This is a genomic window from Streptomyces sp. NPDC059008 (genome assembly GCF_042749045.1).
In the GTDB taxonomy this organism is placed as follows: domain Bacteria; phylum Actinomycetota; class Actinomycetes; order Streptomycetales; family Streptomycetaceae; genus Streptomyces.
Map to the genome: position 1 here is coordinate 136,388 of NZ_JBHYJC010000007.1, position 15,838 is coordinate 152,225.

General features: G+C 71.7%; 18 protein-coding genes. 7 read left to right on the plus strand and 11 right to left on the minus strand.

Going from position 1 to position 15,838, the window contains the following annotated elements; all coding sequences use genetic code 11:
• Positions 1–43: 43 nt before the first annotated feature.
• The gene (locus tag ACFWZH_RS12030) at positions 44–337 is read left to right on the plus strand and encodes a hypothetical protein (RefSeq protein WP_384428364.1); all 294 of its coding nucleotides are present in this window, start codon (positions 44–46) and stop codon (positions 335–337) included.
• A gap of 199 nt (positions 338–536) precedes the next feature.
• Here the strand turns inward: ACFWZH_RS12030 and ACFWZH_RS12035 are convergent, their stop codons facing one another.
• On the minus strand, positions 537–1,613 hold the full coding sequence (locus tag ACFWZH_RS12035; protein WP_384428366.1) for a S1 family peptidase: 1,077 nt from the start codon (positions 1,611–1,613) through the stop codon (positions 537–539).
• Positions 1,614–2,016: 403 nt separating this feature from the next.
• Here ACFWZH_RS12035 and ACFWZH_RS12040 point away from each other — a divergent pair, with 403 nt between their 5' ends.
• Positions 2,017–3,135: an amidinotransferase gene (locus ACFWZH_RS12040; RefSeq protein ID WP_384428368.1), complete on the plus strand. Its 1,119-nt coding sequence runs from the start codon at positions 2,017–2,019 to the stop codon at positions 3,133–3,135.
• A 132-nt stretch (positions 3,136–3,267) separates the two neighbouring features.
• On the opposite strand, the gene ACFWZH_RS12045 is transcribed toward ACFWZH_RS12040, so the two are convergent.
• Positions 3,268–3,612 carry a hypothetical protein gene (locus ACFWZH_RS12045; RefSeq protein ID WP_384428370.1) on the minus strand — a complete coding sequence of 115 codons (345 nt, stop codon included), beginning with the start codon at positions 3,610–3,612 and terminating at the stop codon, positions 3,268–3,270.
• A 366-nt stretch (positions 3,613–3,978) separates the two neighbouring features.
• Between ACFWZH_RS12045 and ACFWZH_RS12050 the strand changes: the two genes are divergently transcribed.
• Both ACFWZH_RS12050 and ACFWZH_RS12055 read left to right on the plus strand, forming a co-directional pair.
• Positions 3,979–4,203 carry a hypothetical protein gene (locus ACFWZH_RS12050; RefSeq protein WP_384428372.1) on the plus strand — a complete coding sequence of 75 codons (225 nt, stop codon included), beginning with the start codon at positions 3,979–3,981 and terminating at the stop codon, positions 4,201–4,203.
• A 43-nt stretch (positions 4,204–4,246) separates the two neighbouring features.
• Complete coding sequence (locus ACFWZH_RS12055; protein WP_384428374.1) at positions 4,247–4,807, plus strand: hypothetical protein; 561 nt, start codon at positions 4,247–4,249, stop codon at positions 4,805–4,807.
• 74 nt (positions 4,808–4,881) lie between these two features.
• On the opposite strand, the gene ACFWZH_RS12060 is transcribed toward ACFWZH_RS12055, so the two are convergent.
• Complete coding sequence (locus ACFWZH_RS12060) at positions 4,882–5,661, minus strand: SDR family NAD(P)-dependent oxidoreductase (RefSeq protein WP_384428583.1); 780 nt, start codon at positions 5,659–5,661, stop codon at positions 4,882–4,884.
• 330 nt (positions 5,662–5,991) lie between these two features.
• Here ACFWZH_RS12060 and ACFWZH_RS12065 point away from each other — a divergent pair, with 330 nt between their 5' ends.
• Both ACFWZH_RS12065 and ACFWZH_RS12070 read left to right on the plus strand, forming a co-directional pair.
• The gene (locus tag ACFWZH_RS12065) at positions 5,992–8,211 is read left to right on the plus strand and encodes an NADP-dependent isocitrate dehydrogenase (protein WP_384428376.1); all 2,220 of its coding nucleotides are present in this window, start codon (positions 5,992–5,994) and stop codon (positions 8,209–8,211) included.
• 139 nt (positions 8,212–8,350) lie between these two features.
• Complete coding sequence (locus tag ACFWZH_RS12070; protein ID WP_384428378.1) at positions 8,351–8,893, plus strand: hypothetical protein; 543 nt, start codon at positions 8,351–8,353, stop codon at positions 8,891–8,893.
• Positions 8,894–8,908: 15 nt separating this feature from the next.
• On the opposite strand, the gene ACFWZH_RS12075 is transcribed toward ACFWZH_RS12070, so the two are convergent.
• The 5 genes from ACFWZH_RS12075 to ACFWZH_RS12095 all read right to left on the minus strand — a co-directional run bounded on the left by ACFWZH_RS12075 (position 8,909) and on the right by ACFWZH_RS12095 (position 12,477).
• Positions 8,909–9,607: an HAD family hydrolase gene (locus ACFWZH_RS12075; protein ID WP_384428380.1), complete on the minus strand. Its 699-nt coding sequence runs from the start codon at positions 9,605–9,607 to the stop codon at positions 8,909–8,911.
• A 5-nt stretch (positions 9,608–9,612) separates the two neighbouring features.
• Complete coding sequence (locus ACFWZH_RS12080; protein WP_384428382.1) at positions 9,613–10,278, minus strand: phosphatase PAP2 family protein; 666 nt, start codon at positions 10,276–10,278, stop codon at positions 9,613–9,615.
• 9 nt (positions 10,279–10,287) lie between these two features.
• On the minus strand, positions 10,288–11,223 hold the full coding sequence (locus tag ACFWZH_RS12085) for a M56 family metallopeptidase (protein ID WP_384428384.1): 936 nt from the start codon (positions 11,221–11,223) through the stop codon (positions 10,288–10,290).
• Between the two features lie 138 nt (positions 11,224–11,361).
• Positions 11,362–11,946, minus strand: a complete 585-nt coding sequence (locus ACFWZH_RS12090; protein ID WP_384428386.1) for a DUF5134 domain-containing protein — start codon at positions 11,944–11,946, stop codon at positions 11,362–11,364.
• Between the two features lie 144 nt (positions 11,947–12,090).
• Positions 12,091–12,477, minus strand: a complete 387-nt coding sequence (locus ACFWZH_RS12095) for a VOC family protein (protein ID WP_384428388.1) — start codon at positions 12,475–12,477, stop codon at positions 12,091–12,093.
• A 151-nt stretch (positions 12,478–12,628) separates the two neighbouring features.
• Here ACFWZH_RS12095 and ACFWZH_RS12100 point away from each other — a divergent pair, with 151 nt between their 5' ends.
• Positions 12,629–13,162 carry a GNAT family N-acetyltransferase gene (locus tag ACFWZH_RS12100; RefSeq protein ID WP_384428390.1) on the plus strand — a complete coding sequence of 178 codons (534 nt, stop codon included), beginning with the start codon at positions 12,629–12,631 and terminating at the stop codon, positions 13,160–13,162.
• A 28-nt stretch (positions 13,163–13,190) separates the two neighbouring features.
• Here the strand turns inward: ACFWZH_RS12100 and ACFWZH_RS12105 are convergent, their stop codons facing one another.
• Genes ACFWZH_RS12105 through ACFWZH_RS12115 form a run of 3 tightly spaced genes read right to left on the minus strand, consistent with a single transcriptional unit; the run spans position 13,191 to position 15,810 of the window.
• Positions 13,191–14,030 (minus strand): amino acid ABC transporter ATP-binding protein, encoded by an 840-nt coding sequence (locus ACFWZH_RS12105; RefSeq protein ID WP_384428392.1) that lies wholly within the window; start codon positions 14,028–14,030, stop codon positions 13,191–13,193.
• Complete coding sequence (locus tag ACFWZH_RS12110; protein WP_384428394.1) at positions 14,027–14,932, minus strand: amino acid ABC transporter permease; 906 nt, start codon at positions 14,930–14,932, stop codon at positions 14,027–14,029. The genes ACFWZH_RS12105 and ACFWZH_RS12110 overlap by 4 nt, the downstream gene beginning before the upstream one ends.
• On the minus strand, positions 14,929–15,810 hold the full coding sequence (locus ACFWZH_RS12115; protein WP_384428585.1) for an ABC transporter substrate-binding protein: 882 nt from the start codon (positions 15,808–15,810) through the stop codon (positions 14,929–14,931). The genes ACFWZH_RS12110 and ACFWZH_RS12115 overlap by 4 nt, the downstream gene beginning before the upstream one ends.
• Positions 15,811–15,838: the final 28 nt, after the last annotated feature.

The window sequence follows — 15,838 nt, forward strand, 5'->3', positions numbered from 1 at the left end:
TCAGTCACAGATCGCATCCGTCCAACTTACCGGAGATGAATCAATGCGCAAGCTTCACAAGGCTGCTGTGGTGGTTGCCGCCCTCGGCAGTGTCGCCTTCCTCGGCGCCGGCACCGCTCAGGCCCACGACGGCAAGGGAGGCGGCGACACCTGGGTCGTCAAGTCGGGCAGCTCCTGCCGGTCGCACGACCTGAACGTCGACGTCCTCGGCGAGGTCGGGATCCTCAACGGCGTGCTGGGCAACGCGCTCAACGGCGAGGGCCCGGCAGGTGCGCAGTCCACCCCGATCGGCTCGAGCATGGGCTGCAACAACCTGGTCGGCGGCGGCGGCAAGTAAGCACATCGGGCCCGGTGTCCAGGCGCGAGCCTGGCACCGGGCCCTTTCGCGTCGTGGGGACGCCGGCCGACCGGTCGCCGTGCTCGCGGTGCACCTCAGGCGGAGCGCCGACCCGGTGACCGATCCGGGAACGGGCTCCGCCTTCCGTCTCGGGCGAGACGGAAGGCGGAGGGGGCGGAAGGCGGAGGGGCGGGCGGGCTCAGCCGAGTTGGGATCCGGTCTTCTCCAGGGCCTCGCGCACCGGCTGGTAGAAGGTCTGGCCACCGAGGGTGCAGTCGCCGCGGCCGCCCGAGGTCAGGCCGATTGCGTGGTCGCCGTCGAAGAGCGGGCCGCCGCTGTCGCCCGGCTCCGCGCAGACGGTGGTCTGGATCAGGCCGTCGACCGCGCCCTGCTGGTAGTTGACGGTCACATCGAGCGCCATGACCAGACCGTTGCGGACATGGGTGGTGCTGCCGCTGCGCTGCACCTGCTGGCCCACGATCGGCTCGGCCGCCTTGGTGATGGTCTGCATCTTGCCGTTGTAGAGGCTCACCGCGCTGGGGTGCACCACGTCGGCCGCTGTGTACCGGGCGAGCGCGAAGTCGTCGCCGGGGAAGGTGGCGTCCTCCGTCGCCGCGGCCTCGGTGCCCCCCATCGTCGCCGACCAGCTCCGCACCGCATCGCCGCAGTGTCCGGCGGTCAGGAAGTACGGCTGGCCGCCCTTGACGACGTTGAAGCCGAGCGAGCAGCGGGCGGTGCTGCCCCAGATCGCCTCGCCGCCGGCGAGCAGCGGTCGCAGTTCCGCCGACGAGCGGGTGAGGCTGGCCCGGTCGCCGAGCGCCGAGGCGGCCGCCTTGAGCTGCTCGAAGTCCTTGCCCTTGACGGTGGGGTCGGCGACGATGACGACCTTGTTGACGCGGGGATCCATCGCCCAGGACGTCCCGGGAATCCTCACCTGCTCCTTGAGGGTGGCGCGGGCGGTGTCCAGCGTGGCGAGGGAGTGCTTGACGATCTTCGGCTGGGCGCCCGCCGCGCGGACCTTGGCGGCGGCCGCCTCACTGGTCACGTTCACGATGAGCGCGCGGTTCTCCGCGTCGTAGTAGGAGCCCGCCCCCTCGCCGCCGAGACTGGAGCTGATCTCCTTGGCGCGCTGTGCGGCGGTGGTCGCCGTCGGTGGATCGGAGGGCGGGCCGGGAGCGGCATCGGCGCTCGGCTGGGTGAGTACGGCAGTGATCAGGGCCAGGGCCCCGGCACCGGCGACGAGGGTGCGAGGCTTCGATACGCTCGTGCTCTTCAATTCAGGACCTCTGGTGGAGTTCGGGCCGGTAGCGGATGTCCGGCCCCGGAGGGGGGCGGGGGCGTTCCCCGGTGACCAAATCTCTCCCCTGCCCCTGCTGGGTACTACACCCGCACAGGCCACAGCTGAGGCGGAATCACCTGTACGGCCGGTGCGGGGGCTTGCTCCGTGTGACACGACCTCAAGGGGCCGGTGCGGGCCCGGGCGTCCAGCCCGCGCCGGTACCGCCCCCGGCGTGTGTCGACCCACCAGTCGTGGGGCGTATTCCTGATCGAGGCACCGGGTTCCGGCCAACCTGACAGGGGAAGTTGCCCGTTCAGTTGTTCGACACGTTCAATCGACCTTGATCGCGGGAGCACGGATCTTCGGTCGCCGTGCGCCGCCTGAACGAGGAGCAGCTTGCGTGAACGCCGATACCCCCCACATCGACCCGGGTGACTCCTACACCTCGTCCGGCCGGACGGAGAGCCCCGTGTGTTCCTACACGGAGTGGGATCCGCTGGAGGAAGTGATCGTCGGCATCGTCGACGAGGCGAGTTTCCCGACCTGGCACATGGCCTTGCCGCCGGTGCTTCCCGGCGACCAGCACGCGACCTTCCGCCGTAACGCGGGGCAGCCTTTCCCGCCCGAGCAAGTCGCCGCCGCCCGCGCCGAGCTGGAGGAGCTGGTGCACATTCTGGAGGGGGAGGGGGTGACGGTCCGGCGGCCGGAAACCATTCCTCAGCGGACCCCGTACACCACCCTCGACTGGACCAGCACCGGCATGTACGCGGCGATGCCCCGGGACGCGATTCTCGTGGTCGGCGACGACATCATCGAATGCCCCATGGCCTGGCGCTCCCGCTATTACGAGAACCTCGCCTACCGGCCGCTGCTGAAGGAGTACTTCCACGGCGGCGCGAAATGGACCGCGGCGCCGAAGCCGGAGCTGACGGACGCACAGTTCGACCAGGACTGGACCGACCCCGGCGAGGACGGCCCGCAGCGGCTGGTGGTGACCGAATTCGAGCCGACCTTCGACGCGGCAGACTTCACCCGCTGCGGTCGTGACATCATCGCCCAGAAGAGCAATGTCACCAATGACTTCGGCATCGAGTGGCTGCGCCGGCACCTCGGCGACGAATACCGCATTCACGTTTTCGAGTTCAACGACTCGCACCCGATGCACATCGACGCCACGCTCGTTCCGATGGCGCCGGGCAAGCTGCTCATTCACCCCGATCGGGTGCCCGAGGTGCCGCAGCTCTTCAAGGGCTGGGATGTGATGGCCGCCCCCGCTCCGGTCATTCCCGATACGCACCCGCTGTACATGACCAGCAAGTGGATCAACATGAACATCCTGATGCTGGACGAGGAGCGGGTGATCGTCGAGGCGCAGGACGAACCGATGATCGCGGCGATGAAGAAGTTCGGCTTCCAGCCGATCCCCTGCAATTTCCGCAATTTCAACACCTTCGGCGGATCGTTCCACTGCGCCACGGCCGACGTCCGGCGCCGCGGAACCCTGCAGTCGTACTTCTGAGTCGACCGACGGGCCACCCGCCGCCTTCCGGCCGGGAGCCCGCGGCGCGGGCCGTCCTGCGGGGCGGCCCGCGCCGCGGTCACGGACCCCACCTCGTCGCCGGCCACCCCACGCCTACCTGGCTGCGCGCGGTCAGCACGACCTGGGCGGGCGGGCCGGAGACATGAAGTGCCCCGACCACACGAATTCGCCGCCGGGCCGCAGGGTTTCGAGGCTGTACCACAATCTCGTGCCCTTCACGAGCTGGCAGATGATGACCACTTCCGTCCCCTGCCGAAGGTGCGCGAGCTTGCGGGACGAAGAGCTGGGCTTCTCATATATGGGCGCACCAGCAGGATTCAGCACCGACAAGGTATAGCGCGATGCCGCGGCCTTCGGCGTGACCGGGTGTGCGTCCGCGGTCGGTGACAGCGTCGTGAGGCCCAGGAGAGGCACCGCTATCAGCGCGGCTTTTCTTGCGAGCGTGCGAAGGGTCATTTTCCCTCGATTCCAGGAAGGGTGGTCGGGTCGGGTCGTCCGGCGAACGTTGTCGCAGGCGCCACGTTTCATCCTGGTCGGGTGAATTCCCCTTCACAAGGTCCTATTGATTCGCAAGAGCACGGGATTGATGCCCTTTCCTGCATTACCGGAATGAAGGGCCGTCACGGAGGTCCGTGACGGCCGGGGCGACGCCTGGTCACGCCGGCCGCCCGGGGCGTCACGGCCTCCGCCGACGTCCCGGGCCGCCGGCCGGCGCCTGGGCGCAGACGACAAACTCGCCGACCGCGGGGGTCACGTGATGTGCTGAAGGCCCTCGGTGCCTTCATGCCGGGGTACTTCAGCACAACAGGACAAGGAATCACCGTGCCTCCCACAGCAAACGGACCGAAGAAGTCGGAGATGCCGACCCTGCCCACCTGGGTCACCGTCCCCGTCGGCTTCGTCGTCTCTTTCGTCCTCGGTGAGCGCTACGGCTTCCCGTGGTACCTGCGCCTCGCGGTCATGGTCGCCGTCAGCCTCGTGCTCGAAGCGGTCAACCAGGCGGTCCGGCGCGTGGCACGCGGCAGTGCGGACGCGGGCAGGGCGTGAACCGCGGAACCGCCGTGCGGCACACGGCATCGGGGGAGAGCAGTTGACCCCGTACTCCCTGGCGTTCTACATGGACGTCGTCACCACCGGCACCGTGCTCGGTGCGCGTCCCACGGACTCTCCCGACGGGGTCGCCGAGGTCCTGGGGCCGGACTTCGGCGAGAACAGGTTCGGCGACACCGCCTTGTGCCGTGACTACGGCCTGGCCGAGTTCCACTGGGACCGCGCCTGCGCCGAATCCCCCTGGTCGGGCCACCACTTCACCGTGCATGTGCACCGGCTCGGATACCGGAGCCACACGAAGGCGCTCGTCGGCGACGCGCTCCGGGCCCGGTACGGGCGGTTCACGCCCAGGCTTCGGTTCCAGAAGCTGCGGCGCCTACTGGAGCGGCGCGGCATCCCCCTGACGGAGATCCCGGAGTACCCGTCGAACGTGCCTTACTACCGCACGTTCTGGCAGCCGGATTCCCACGTGGCGGTCTCCGTCATCGGCACCTACGGCGAGTACAGCACCCCGGACGATCTACGGGTCGGCGATGTGTACAGCCTCCAGGCGCCGGTGTCCGCCGACGAAGTGGCGTGGCGGAGGAAGAGGGCGGGGTAGCGCCGGGCCGGTGGGTGGGTGGAGGCGACGGGAGGGGCCTGCCACGGCCGCGTACGGCGCGGGGCGCGCGCCCCTCACGTCACGGAGAAGCCGCCGTCCACGAACACCGTCTGCCCCGTCACATACGCCGCGCCCGGACCGGCCAGGAACACCGCCGCGCCCACGAAGTCGTCCGGTTCGCCGTTGCGCCCGGCCATCGTCCGGTTCGCCAGCGCCGCGGGTCGGTCGGGGTCGGTGAACAGCTCCTCGGTCAGCGGGGTGCGGACGAAGCCGGGCGCGATCGCGTTGACGCTGACGCCGTGCCGCGACCAGGCCTCCGCCTGGGAGCGGGTCAGGGCGGAGAGCCCCGCCTTGGACACCCCGTAGGCCCCGCTGTTGCCGAACGCGCGGATCGACTGCTGTGAGGCGAGATGGATGATCCGCCCCCAGCCGCGGTCCGCCATGCCGGGCCCGAAGCGCTGCCCGAGCAGGAACGGCGCGTCGAGGTTGACCGCCATGGTGCGATCCCATTCGGAGGTGGTCAGCTCGCCCAGCGGGGGACGGGGGTTGACCCCGGCGGCATTGACCAGGATGTCCGGTTCGCCGTGCTGTCGCGCCATCTCCTCCGCGCCCTCGCGGACGGCCTCCCGGTCGCGCAGATCGGCGGCTATCCAGTCCGCCGTACAGCCCGCCGCACGCAGCCGCGCGGTGGCGGCGCGCAGCGGCTCCTCGCGCCGGGCCAGCACCACCACCTCGGCCCCGGCGCGCCCGAGTGCCTCCGCGATGGCCAGGCCGATGCCCGAACTTCCGCCGGTGACCAGGGCGGTGCGGCCGGCGAGTGAGAAGAGCGCGTCGAGGTAGGCGGTGGTGGTCATGGTCTGCGGTGCCTCCTGCTGAGGTGCGGCCGTACGGGAGAGATCCGGCGGGTCGGGTACCGGTACCGAGCTGATCTTGCCGGAGGCGTACGGCGCCGCGTCATCCGCCCTCCCGTAGCCCACCCTCCCGTGGCCCGCCCGCCCGGTCGCCCCGTGCGGCTCGGAGCGGGCGCTCCGTGCGAGGGGCGCTCCGGTGACCGGTTTACGGCGGTTCGAGGGGATCGGAACCGCCTCCTCCGGTTTCGCCCCGGGCGGGGTCCTGTCGAGTGGGAGGCGATCACGAGATATCTTGATGTCGAGCAATGTTGCAGACGTGGAGCGGAGCACCCGGTGACTGACTCGACCATCATCTACACCCACACTGACGAGGCCCCGGCCCTGGCGACGTATTCGTTCTTGCCTGTGATCCAGGCATACGCGTCGACGGCGGGCGTCAATGTGGAGACCCGTGACATCTCTCTGGCCGGGCGCATCATCGCGAGCTTCCCCGAGCGTCTGGAGGAGGGCCGGCGCATCGAGGACGCCCTCGCCGAGCTCGGCGAACTGGCCAAGACGCCCGGGGCCAACATCATCAAGCTGCCCAACATCTCGGCCTCGATCCCGCAGCTGAAGGCCGCGATCGCCGAGCTGCAGGAGCAGGGCTACGCGCTGCCGGCCTACCCGGACGACCCCAAGACCGACGAGGAGCGCGACATCCGCGCCCGCTACGACAAGGTCAAGGGCAGCGCCGTCAACCCGGTCCTGCGTGAGGGCAACTCCGACCGCCGGGCGCCGGCGTCGGTGAAGAACTACGCCAAGGCCCACCCGCACCGCATGGGCGAGTGGACCGCCGGCTCCAAGACCAATGTCGCGCACATGACCAACGACGACTTCCGCTCCACCGAGAAGTCCGCGGTGATCGCCGAGGACGGTTCGCTGCGCATCGAGCTGTCGGGCGACGACGGCTCGACCACGGTCCTGCGCGAGTCGGTCCCCGTGCTCGCCGGTGAGGTCGTCGACGCCTCCGTGATGCGGGTCGCCGCGCTGCGCGAGTTCCTCGCCGCGCAGGTCGCCCGCGCCAAGGCCGAGGGCGTGCTGTTCTCCGTCCACCTCAAGGCCACGATGATGAAGGTCTCCGACCCGATCATCTTCGGCCACGTGGTCCGGGCGTTCTTCCCGAAGACCTTCGCCAAGTACGGCGAGGCGCTCGCGGTGGCCGGCCTGACCCCGAACGACGGCCTCGGCGGCATCTTCAAGGGCCTGGAGCTGCTGCCCGAGGGCGCCGAGATCAAGGCGTCCTTCGACGCCGAGCTGGCCGACGGCCCCGAGCTGGCGATGGTCGACTCCGACCGCGGCATCACCAACCTCCACGTACCGAGCGACGTCATCGTCGACGCCTCCATGCCGGCCATGATCCGCACCTCCGGTCACATGTGGGGCCCGGACGGCCAGGAGGCCGACACCCTCGCGGTGCTGCCCGACAGCAGCTACGCCGGCATCTACCAGGTCGTCGTCGACGACTGCCGCGCGCACGGCGCCTACGACCCGTCGACCATGGGCTCGGTGCCCAACGTCGGTCTGATGGCGCAGAAGGCCGAGGAGTACGGCAGCCACGACAAGACCTTCGAGATCCCCACCACGGGCACCGTCCGGGTCGTCGACGCGGCCGGCAACACCGTGCTGGAGCAGGTCGTCGGCGCCGGCGACATCTTCCGGATGTGCCAGACCAAGGACCTGCCGATCCGCGACTGGGTCAAGCTGGCCGTCACCCGCGCCCGGGCGACCGGCAACCCGGCGGTGTTCTGGCTCGACGAGGACCGCGCGCACGACGCGCAGCTGATCCAGAAGGTCAAGACCTACCTCGCCGACCACGACACCGACGGCCTGCAGATCGAGATCATGGCGCCGGTTCACGCGATCAAGTTCTCCCTCGACCGCATCCGCCGCGGTGAGGACACGATCTCGGTCACCGGCAACGTGCTGCGCGACTACCTGACCGACCTGTTCCCGATCCTGGAGCTCGGCACCAGCGCCAAGATGCTCTCGGTCGTCCCGCTGATGAACGGCGGCGGCCTGTTCGAGACCGGTGCCGGCGGCTCCGCGCCCAAGCACGTCCAGCAGCTCGTCAAGGAGAACTACCTCCGCTGGGACAGCCTGGGCGAGTTCCTCGCGCTCGCGGTCAGCTTCGAGCACCTCGCCCAGAAGACGGGCAACGCGCGCGCCCAGGTGCTCGCCGACACCCTCGACCGGGCGACCGGCGCCTTCCTCAACGAGAACAAGTCGCCGAGCCGCCGGCTGGGTGGCATCGACAACCGCGGCAGCCACTTCTACCTCGCCCTGTACTGGGCCCAGGAGCTGGCCAAGCAGACCGACGACGCCCAGCTCGCGCAGGCGTTCGCCGGCCTCGCCAAGACCCTCGGCGAGCAGGAGCAGACCATCGTCGACGAGCTGATCGCGGTGCAGGGCTCGCCGGCCGACATCGGCGGCTACTACCAGCCCGACCCGGCGAAGGCCGCCGCCGTCATGCGTCCGTCGGCGACCTTCAACCAGGCGATCGCGACCCTTTCCTGACGCGAGCGCCGCACACACGGTCCACCCCGCCCCGGCCGGCACCGCGCCCGGCCGGGGCGGCCCCGTCGCACGGTGCGCGCGACGCCGAACCGCCGCCCGGAAGCGATTGCTCCGGCGCCGTACGCGGCATCATCACGCCGTGGACTCCACCCAGCCGCTCCTCTTCCTCGACGTCGACGGCCCCCTCAACCCCTGGCTGGCCAAGCCGCATCGCCGCCCCAAGGGCTACACCACGCTGCGGATGCGCCCCACGGGCTGGGAGCCGCCCCGCCCGGCCCTGCGGGTATGGCTCAACCCCGACCACGGCCCGCTCCTGATGGGTCTGGGCTTCCGGCTGATCTGGGCGACGACCTGGAAGACGGAGGCCAACACCTGGATCGCCCCCGTCCTCGGCCTGCCCGAGCTGCCCGCGCTGGACTGGCCGCGGATGCACCATCAGGACCCGGACGGCGTCCACTGGAAGACCCGCCACCTCGTCGACGCCGCCGGGGGCCGCCCCTTCGCCTGGGTGGACGACGAGATCAGCGCCCGCGACCACGCCTGGATCGCCCGCCACCACAAGGGGCACGCCCTCCCGCACCGCGTCGACCCCACCAAGGGACTCCTCCCGGACGACTTCGCCACGCTCCGGGCCTGGGCAGCCGGACGCTCCGGTACCGGGAGCGGGACGGCGGGGAGGTAGCGCCCGCCGCCGGCCTCAGCCCACGAGGTCCAGTACGGGCCGCAGCCCGTCCGGGCGGCGGTCCACCGGCAGCGGGTCCACCGGCAGGAACCCGCATCCGATCGCCGTGGCGCCGCCGTCCGCCCGGCGGTCGTCCCCCACCATCAGCACGGCGGACGGGGCGAGCCCCAGCTGCCGGCAGGCGAGGGCGAAGAGCCGCGGGTCGGGCTTGTGGATGCCCTGCTCGAAGGAGAGCACACAGCCGTCCACATACCGCTCCAGACCATGGGCGCGCAGCACCGGCCGCAGATCCCAGCCGATGTTGCTCAGTACGCCGACGCGGACACCGCGCCGGTGCAGCTCGGCCAGCACCTCGGCGGCGTCCGGATACGGGTCCCAGGCCTCCGCTGCTTTGTGGCGCTCGTAGAGCGCCTCGTACAACTCCGGGCGGGGGAGCGGCACTTGGCGCGCCAGGCCGGTGTACACCGCGCGGTGGGTTCGGGCGTCGCGGTCGCGGAGCTCCCACAGCCCGGCCAGCTCGGCGGGCAGCTCGGCGGGCGGGGAGCCGCCGGGCAGGGCGCCCGCCCGCTCCAGCTCGGCCGCCTTGCGCGCGAGCTCGGCGTCGTCCATGTCCGTACCGGACGCGGTCAGCGCGGCACGCAGCCAGGACTCGGCGGACTCGGTCCGCAGCAGGGTCCCGGAGAAGTCGAAGAGCACACCCTTGATCGTGGTCATGGGCCTCATCCTGGCCCGTGTGCGGCGCCGGGCCCAGACCGCCTCCCGGGCGCGCGGGCGGTGTACACCGCCGCCGCCCCGGCCACCAGGGCGCCGCCCAGCAGCCAGCCGCCGAGGACGTCCGACGGCCAGTGCACGCCCAGGTACACGCGGGTGACGCCGACACCGACGACGGAGACGGCCACCACCGTCCGGGCGGTCCACCGCCACACCGGCCGCACCCCGTACTCACGCAGCAGCCACAGCAGCAAGGCCCCCGCGACCAATACGGACAGCGCATGCCCCGAGGGGAACGCCGCGTAGTGCGCCGTGTCCACCGGATCCGGCCAGACCGGGCGCGGCCTGCCGACCGCCGCCTTCAGGGCCTGCTGGAGGGCCGCACCGGCGAGCGCGGTGACCGCCACCCAGGCCCCGAGCAGCCGCGCACCGCGCCGTACGAGCAGACACACCGCCACCGCGAGCCCCGCCCGCATCGTCCACGGGTCCCACACCCAGTCGCTGAGCAACCGGTTCAGACGGGTCCAGCCGGGCGAGGACACGGCAGTGGGGTGCAGCGCGCCGGTGACGGCGGCGTCCAGGGACATCAGCGGCGCCCAGCGCAGCACTACCAGAGTGAGCAGCACCGTGAACAGGGCGGCGCAGACCAGGGCGGGGCGGGTGCCGTGGGGCATACCCGGACCCTACGTCAGCGCACTGAGCCCCGGGACGAACGTCACCAGCAGCGGCACCGCGGGCACCAGCGCCGCGACCGCCGTCATCCGCAGCCGGCGGCCGGGGGTGAAGCGGGGCGCGGGGGACAGCAGCCGGTCCACCCGCTGCGGCACCTGGGCGAGCTGGGTCGGGCAGGGGCCGAACACCCCGCGGTCCTCGTTGAGTTCGACCAGCGCCAGGGCTATCGTCAGCCGGCCGAAGCGGCGCGAGGCCGCGTCGTCGGCGGCCAGTTCGACCAGCCGGTGCACCTGGTCGCGGAACGCGGCGAAGACCGGGATCTGCGGGAAGCCGGCCGCGAGCGCCGAGGCGCAGTACAGCAGCAGATCGTGCCGGGCCCGCGCATGACCCTGCTCGTGGGCGATCAGCGCATCGAGCTGACGCCCCTTCAGCCGCCGCAACGCCGAGGTGGTGATGACCAGTTGGGGCGACGGGTGCGCCAGCCACCAGGCCTCCGGGCGGTCGCCCTCCAGGACGACCAGCCGCTCCCCGAAGGGCTTCTCGCCGGGCAACAGAGGGGCGCGCCGCAGGAGGTCGGCCCGACGCTGCCGGCGGCGGGCCCGTACGGCCCGCACCTCGCGGGTCAGCGCGACGGCCGTCCACGCGCCGCCGCCCGCCAGGAGCAGCGCCAGCACACCGGCCCACGGCCCGTACCCCTTGAGCGCGTACGCCTCGACGACCACCCGGGGCGCGAACCCGAACACCGGGTTGCGCACGGACTCCCAGGCCGCGGCCGCGCTCAGCGACATCGCCAGCACACAGCACAGCAGCACGGCGGCCACCACGCACTGCCACACCCACAGCGCGAGCACCGGCTCGCGGTCGGGCCAGTCGGAACGGGCCATCAGCCGCGGCGCCGTCGCCGCGGCCAGCGCGCCGAGAACCATCAGCGCGATCGGGACCATCATGCCGTCACCCTATGAGCGCGCGGATACTCGTTGGTACGGTCACGCATCGGAAGTGACGTATGCCACGCATGCCCCGGGTGCGCCTTCCGGAAGGGCGCCCTCACCCCGGACGGCGGCCCCGCGGGGGTCCGCCGCAGCTCACAGCGCCAGCAGCATCGCCAGCATGGCGATGCCCATCGTCAGCCGGCAGGCCCGCAGCACCCCGGCTGGCCCGGCGGCCGTCGCCACCACCGGCCCGTCCGCCACCGGCCCCCCGGCCACCGCACCGGAAGCCGGCACCAGCCGCAGCCCCGCGGCGAGGACGTACACCGTGTAGTAGACGAGCAGCAGCCCGGTCAGCAAGGGCACTCCGCCGGGCGCCGCGTGGGTCATCGTCATGGCGCCCATCGGCCCGCCGTGGTGCGTCCCGCCGGCGGGCACCGCCATCGCCAGCGCCATGTACACCATCGCCCACGCGCCCACCGCGTGATGCAGATGCCGATGCGTCAGCGCCCACAGGCCCGCGGCCCCGAACGCCGCGGTGAACAGCCAGGGCGACCACGCCGGCGGCGGCACCGCGGACGCCGGCAGTCCCATCACCGCCATCCCCAGCGCCATCAGCCCCTCACCGCGCGCGGCCACCCGCTGTGCGGCCGGTCCGCGGTGCGCCCGGACCAGGCAGTACGCGCCGGTGCCGGCGCACAGCAGCACCAGCAGCCAGCCGACCAACGGTGGTTGGTGCACGAAGCGCCTCCCCAGGGCCCCTGGTACCCGTACGCGTCGGCTGCTAGATGCCCGGCAGGTGCCCGGCACACGGGAGCGCACAGGCGCACAAGAGGGGAGCGCGGGCCGTCTGCCCGGACCGCGAAGGGGAGAAGCGGCGGCCCTTCAGGGCCGGTAGCGCAGCGGATGGTCCGCCGGGACCTCCGTCAGCACGATGCGGTGGCCGTCCGGGTCGGCGATCCACATCTCGACGAGCCCCCAGGGCTCCTGCACGGGCGGCCGCAGCACCTCCACCCCGTGTGTCAGCAACTCCTTGTGCGCCGCCGCCGCGTCCGCCACCTGAAGCCACAGCTGAAGGGTCTGGGTGCCGGGCCCGGCGGCGCGGCCGGAGACCTCCAGGAAACCGCCGCCGAGGAAGTACACCGTGCCGCGCTCGGGGCCGGTGCCGAACTCCCGGTAGATCTCCAGGCCCAGCGCCTCGCCGTAGAACGCCCGGGACCGCTCGGGGTCGGACGGCCGCAACAACACCCTGCTGCTCAGTACGTGCACCATGCCAGGACCCTACGCCGCCGGCCCGCGGGGCCCGCCGAACGACCCGGCGAACGGCACTGACATGACGCGCACGGCTCTTGTTAGCCTCGTTTCGTCGTTTCCGCCCCTGTCGCCGGCCGCATCTCCCGGGCCTGAGAGGACTCCGCAGACCATGCCCACCAGCGAGCTGACCTTTCGTACCGCCCTCGAAGCCGACATCCCCGGGCTCGTCGAGCTGGTCGAGTCGGCATACCGAGGGGACGCGAGCCGGGTCGGCTGGACGACGGAGGCGGATCTGCTGGAGGGGCAGCGCACCGATCCCGAGGGCGTCGCCGCCGTGGTCCGCAACGAGACCGGCCGGCTGCTGATCGCCGAGCGGGACGGCGAGCTGATCGCCTGCTGCCAGCTCGAACACCGTGGGGACCACGCGTACTTCGGGATGTTCGCGGTGCGCCCGGAGCTCCAGGGCGGCGGCCTCGGCAAGATCATCATCGCGGAGGCCGAGCGGACCGCCCGGGAGACCTGGGGCTCCCGCGAGATGCAGATGACGGTCATCCGGCAGCGCGAGGACCTGATCGCCTGGTACGAACGCCGCGGCTACCAGCGCACCGGGAAGCTCAGCCCGTTCCCGTACGGCGATGAGCGGTTCGGCATCCCGCGGCGCGCCGACCTGGAGTTCGAGCTACTGGTCAAGCCGCTGGCCTGAGCGCTCCGCGGCGCTGCCGGGGCGGGCCCTACAACCGCCCGGCCTGGACGATCCGCTGCAGGAACCGCCGGGTGCGGTCCTGGACCGGATCGCCGAAGACCTGCTCGGGGGTGCCGCGCTCCAGCACCACCCCGCCGTCCAGGAAGCACACCTGGTCGGCGACCTCCCGCGCGAAGCCCATCTCGTGGGTGGCCAGGACCATCGTCATGCCCTCTTCCTTGAGATCGCGGACCACCCCGAGCACCTCGCCGACCAGCTCGGGGTCGAGCGCCGCGGTGATCTCGTCGAGCAGCAGCAGCCGGGGCCGCCCGGCCAGTGCGCGCACGATCGCGACCCGCTGCTGCTGGCCGCCGCTGAGCCGGTCCGGGTACTCGCCGGCCCGCCCGCCGAGCCCCAGCCGCTCCAGCAGCTCGTGGGCGCGGGCCTCCGCCTCGGCGCGCGGTACGCCGTGCACCCGGCGCGGCGCCAGCGTGATGTTGTCCAGCACCGTCATGTGCGGGAAGAGGTTGTAGGCCTGGAAGACCACGCCGATCCGGCGGCGCACCGCGTCGGCGTCGGCCCGCGGGTCGGTGATCTCCTCGCCGTCCAGGAAGATCGCGCCGTCGTCGATCTCCTCCAGCAGGTTCGCGCAGCGCAGCAGCGTGGACTTGCCCGAACCGGACGCGCCGATCAGCGCGGTCACGGTGTGCGGGGCGACCTCCAGGTCGACGTCCCGCAGCACGACCGTGCCCCGCCCGTACGTCTTGCGCACAGACTCCAGCCGCAGCACCGGGCCGCCGTCCGGGGTGCCCTTGGTGAGATCCCCGGCGGTCCCGGTCCGCCCGGCCTCCCCGGTGCCCGGCACCGGCGTGTTCTCCGTCGTCCTCATACCAGGCCTCCCTGGGCGCGCCTGCGGTCCATCCGTGCCGTGACCCAGTCCGTGAAGCGCGTCATCGGGATCGTCAGCGCGACGAAGACCAGCCCGGCCACCACGTACGGCGTGAAGTTGAAGTCCTTGCCGGCGATGATCTGCGCCGCGTACACCGCGTCCACCGCGCCGGCGATGGAGACCAGACCGGTGTCCTTCTGCAGCGACACCAGATCGTTCAGCAGCGGCGGCACCACCCGGCGCACCGCCTGCGGCAGGACGACGAACCGCAGCGCCTGGCCGCCGGAGAGCCCCAGCGACCGGGCCGCCGCGCGCTGCGAGGGGTGCACCGACTCGATGCCGGCCCGGAACACCTCGGCCACATACGCCGAGTACGTCAGCACCAGCGCCGAGCCGCCGAGCGTCACCGGGTCGGTGGTCACGCCCTGCAGCCGCAGCGCCGGGACGCCGAAGACCACCATCAGCAGACAGATGATCAGCGGCAGTCCGCGGAAGAAGTCGGTGTAGGCGGTCGCCAGCGCGCGCAGCGGGAAGAACACCGGGCCGCGCAGCGTCCTGGCCACCGCCAGCAGCAGCCCGAGCACCAGCACCGCCGCCCCGCACACCACCAGCAGCCGCAGATTCAGCAGCAGCCCCTCCAGCACCTCCGGCAGCGCCTTGCGGGCGTACTCGGCGCTGAAGAAGGTTTCGCGGGTGCGCGGCCAGCCCGGGGAGTTGGTGATCACGAGGAAGAGCACGACGGCGGTGACCAGCGTGCTCAGCGCGGCGACGGCGGTGGCCCGCCGGGCCCTGGCCCGCTTGACCCGCTCCCGCTCGATCCGCCGCGGCGAGGGCACATACCCGTCGCCGCCGGGCTCCCGGACCTCGTCGCTCTTCTTCAACGCCCCTTCCACGCCGCTCACTTGAGCACCGGAGCGTCGACGGCGTCGCTCAGCCACTTCTTCTCCAGCGCGGCGAGCGTGCCGTCCTTGCGCAGCGCGTCGACCGCCGCGGTCACACATCCGGTGATCCGGCTCTCCTTGTCCAGGACCAGCCCGAACTGCTCCTTCGCGGCACCGGAGACCGGGAACTGGCCGACCACCTCGGCGTCCGTCACCTCCGCCGAGGTGATGTAGAAGGCCGTCGGCAGATCGGTGACGATCGCCTCCACCTGCCCGTTCCTCAGGGCGGACTTGGCGAGGTCGTTCTTCTGGAAGACCGCGGCGGGGCGGGTCGGGCGGATGGTGTCGTTGACGACGTCCAGGCTGGTGGTGCCGACCTGCGCGCCGAGCCTGACGTCCTTGAGGTCGGCGATGCTCTTGGCCCGCGCGGCCTTGGAGCCCTTGAGCGCGACGACCGCCTGGCGCACGTCGTAGTAGCCGGAGGAGAAGGCCACCGCGCGCTTGCGCTCGGCGCTGATGGAGATCTGGTTGATGTCGAAGTCGAACTTCTTCGCACCGGGCGCGAAGGCGTTGTTGAACGGCACGGTCTGCCAGTCCACGGAGCCCTTGCCGTAGCCCAGCCGCTGGGCGACGGCGTAGGCGACCGCCGACTCGAAGCCCTTGCCGCCGGCGGGGTCGTCGTCGACGAACCAGGGGGCGTAGGCGGGCTTGTCGGTGCCGACGGTGAGCCTGCCGGCCGTCACGGTGGCCAGCTTGCCGCGGTCACAGCTCTGTTTGCCCTGCCCGGCGGCCCGCGGGCCACCGGGGGACTCGTCCTGCGGGGCACAGCCGACGGCCGCGGCGAGCAGTACGGCGCCGGCACAAGCGGCAAGGCGAAGAGGGCGGTTGACGAGACGCATGCCCGGAGAGTGGCAGCGCAGCACGCCG

Coding starts and splice junctions, on each gene's coding strand:
- ACFWZH_RS12030 (WP_384428364.1), top strand. CDS start 44: ATGCGCAAGCTTCACAAGGCTGCTGTGGTGGTTGCCGCCCTCGGCAGT.
- ACFWZH_RS12045 (WP_384428370.1), bottom strand. CDS start 3,612: ATGACCCTTCGCACGCTCGCAAGAAAAGCCGCGCTGATAGCGGTGCCT.
- ACFWZH_RS12060 (WP_384428583.1), bottom strand. CDS start 5,661: ATGACCACCACCGCCTACCTCGACGCGCTCTTCTCACTCGCCGGCCGC.
- ACFWZH_RS12075 (WP_384428380.1), bottom strand. CDS start 9,607: ATGACCACGATCAAGGGTGTGCTCTTCGACTTCTCCGGGACCCTGCTG.
- ACFWZH_RS12080 (WP_384428382.1), bottom strand. CDS start 10,278: ATGCCCCACGGCACCCGCCCCGCCCTGGTCTGCGCCGCCCTGTTCACG.
- ACFWZH_RS12085 (WP_384428384.1), bottom strand. CDS start 11,223: ATGATGGTCCCGATCGCGCTGATGGTTCTCGGCGCGCTGGCCGCGGCG.
- ACFWZH_RS12095 (WP_384428388.1), bottom strand. CDS start 12,477: ATGGTGCACGTACTGAGCAGCAGGGTGTTGTTGCGGCCGTCCGACCCC.
- ACFWZH_RS12100 (WP_384428390.1), top strand. CDS start 12,629: ATGCCCACCAGCGAGCTGACCTTTCGTACCGCCCTCGAAGCCGACATC.
- ACFWZH_RS12105 (WP_384428392.1), bottom strand. CDS start 14,030: ATGAGGACGACGGAGAACACGCCGGTGCCGGGCACCGGGGAGGCCGGG.
- ACFWZH_RS12115 (WP_384428585.1), bottom strand. CDS start 15,810: ATGCGTCTCGTCAACCGCCCTCTTCGCCTTGCCGCTTGTGCCGGCGCC.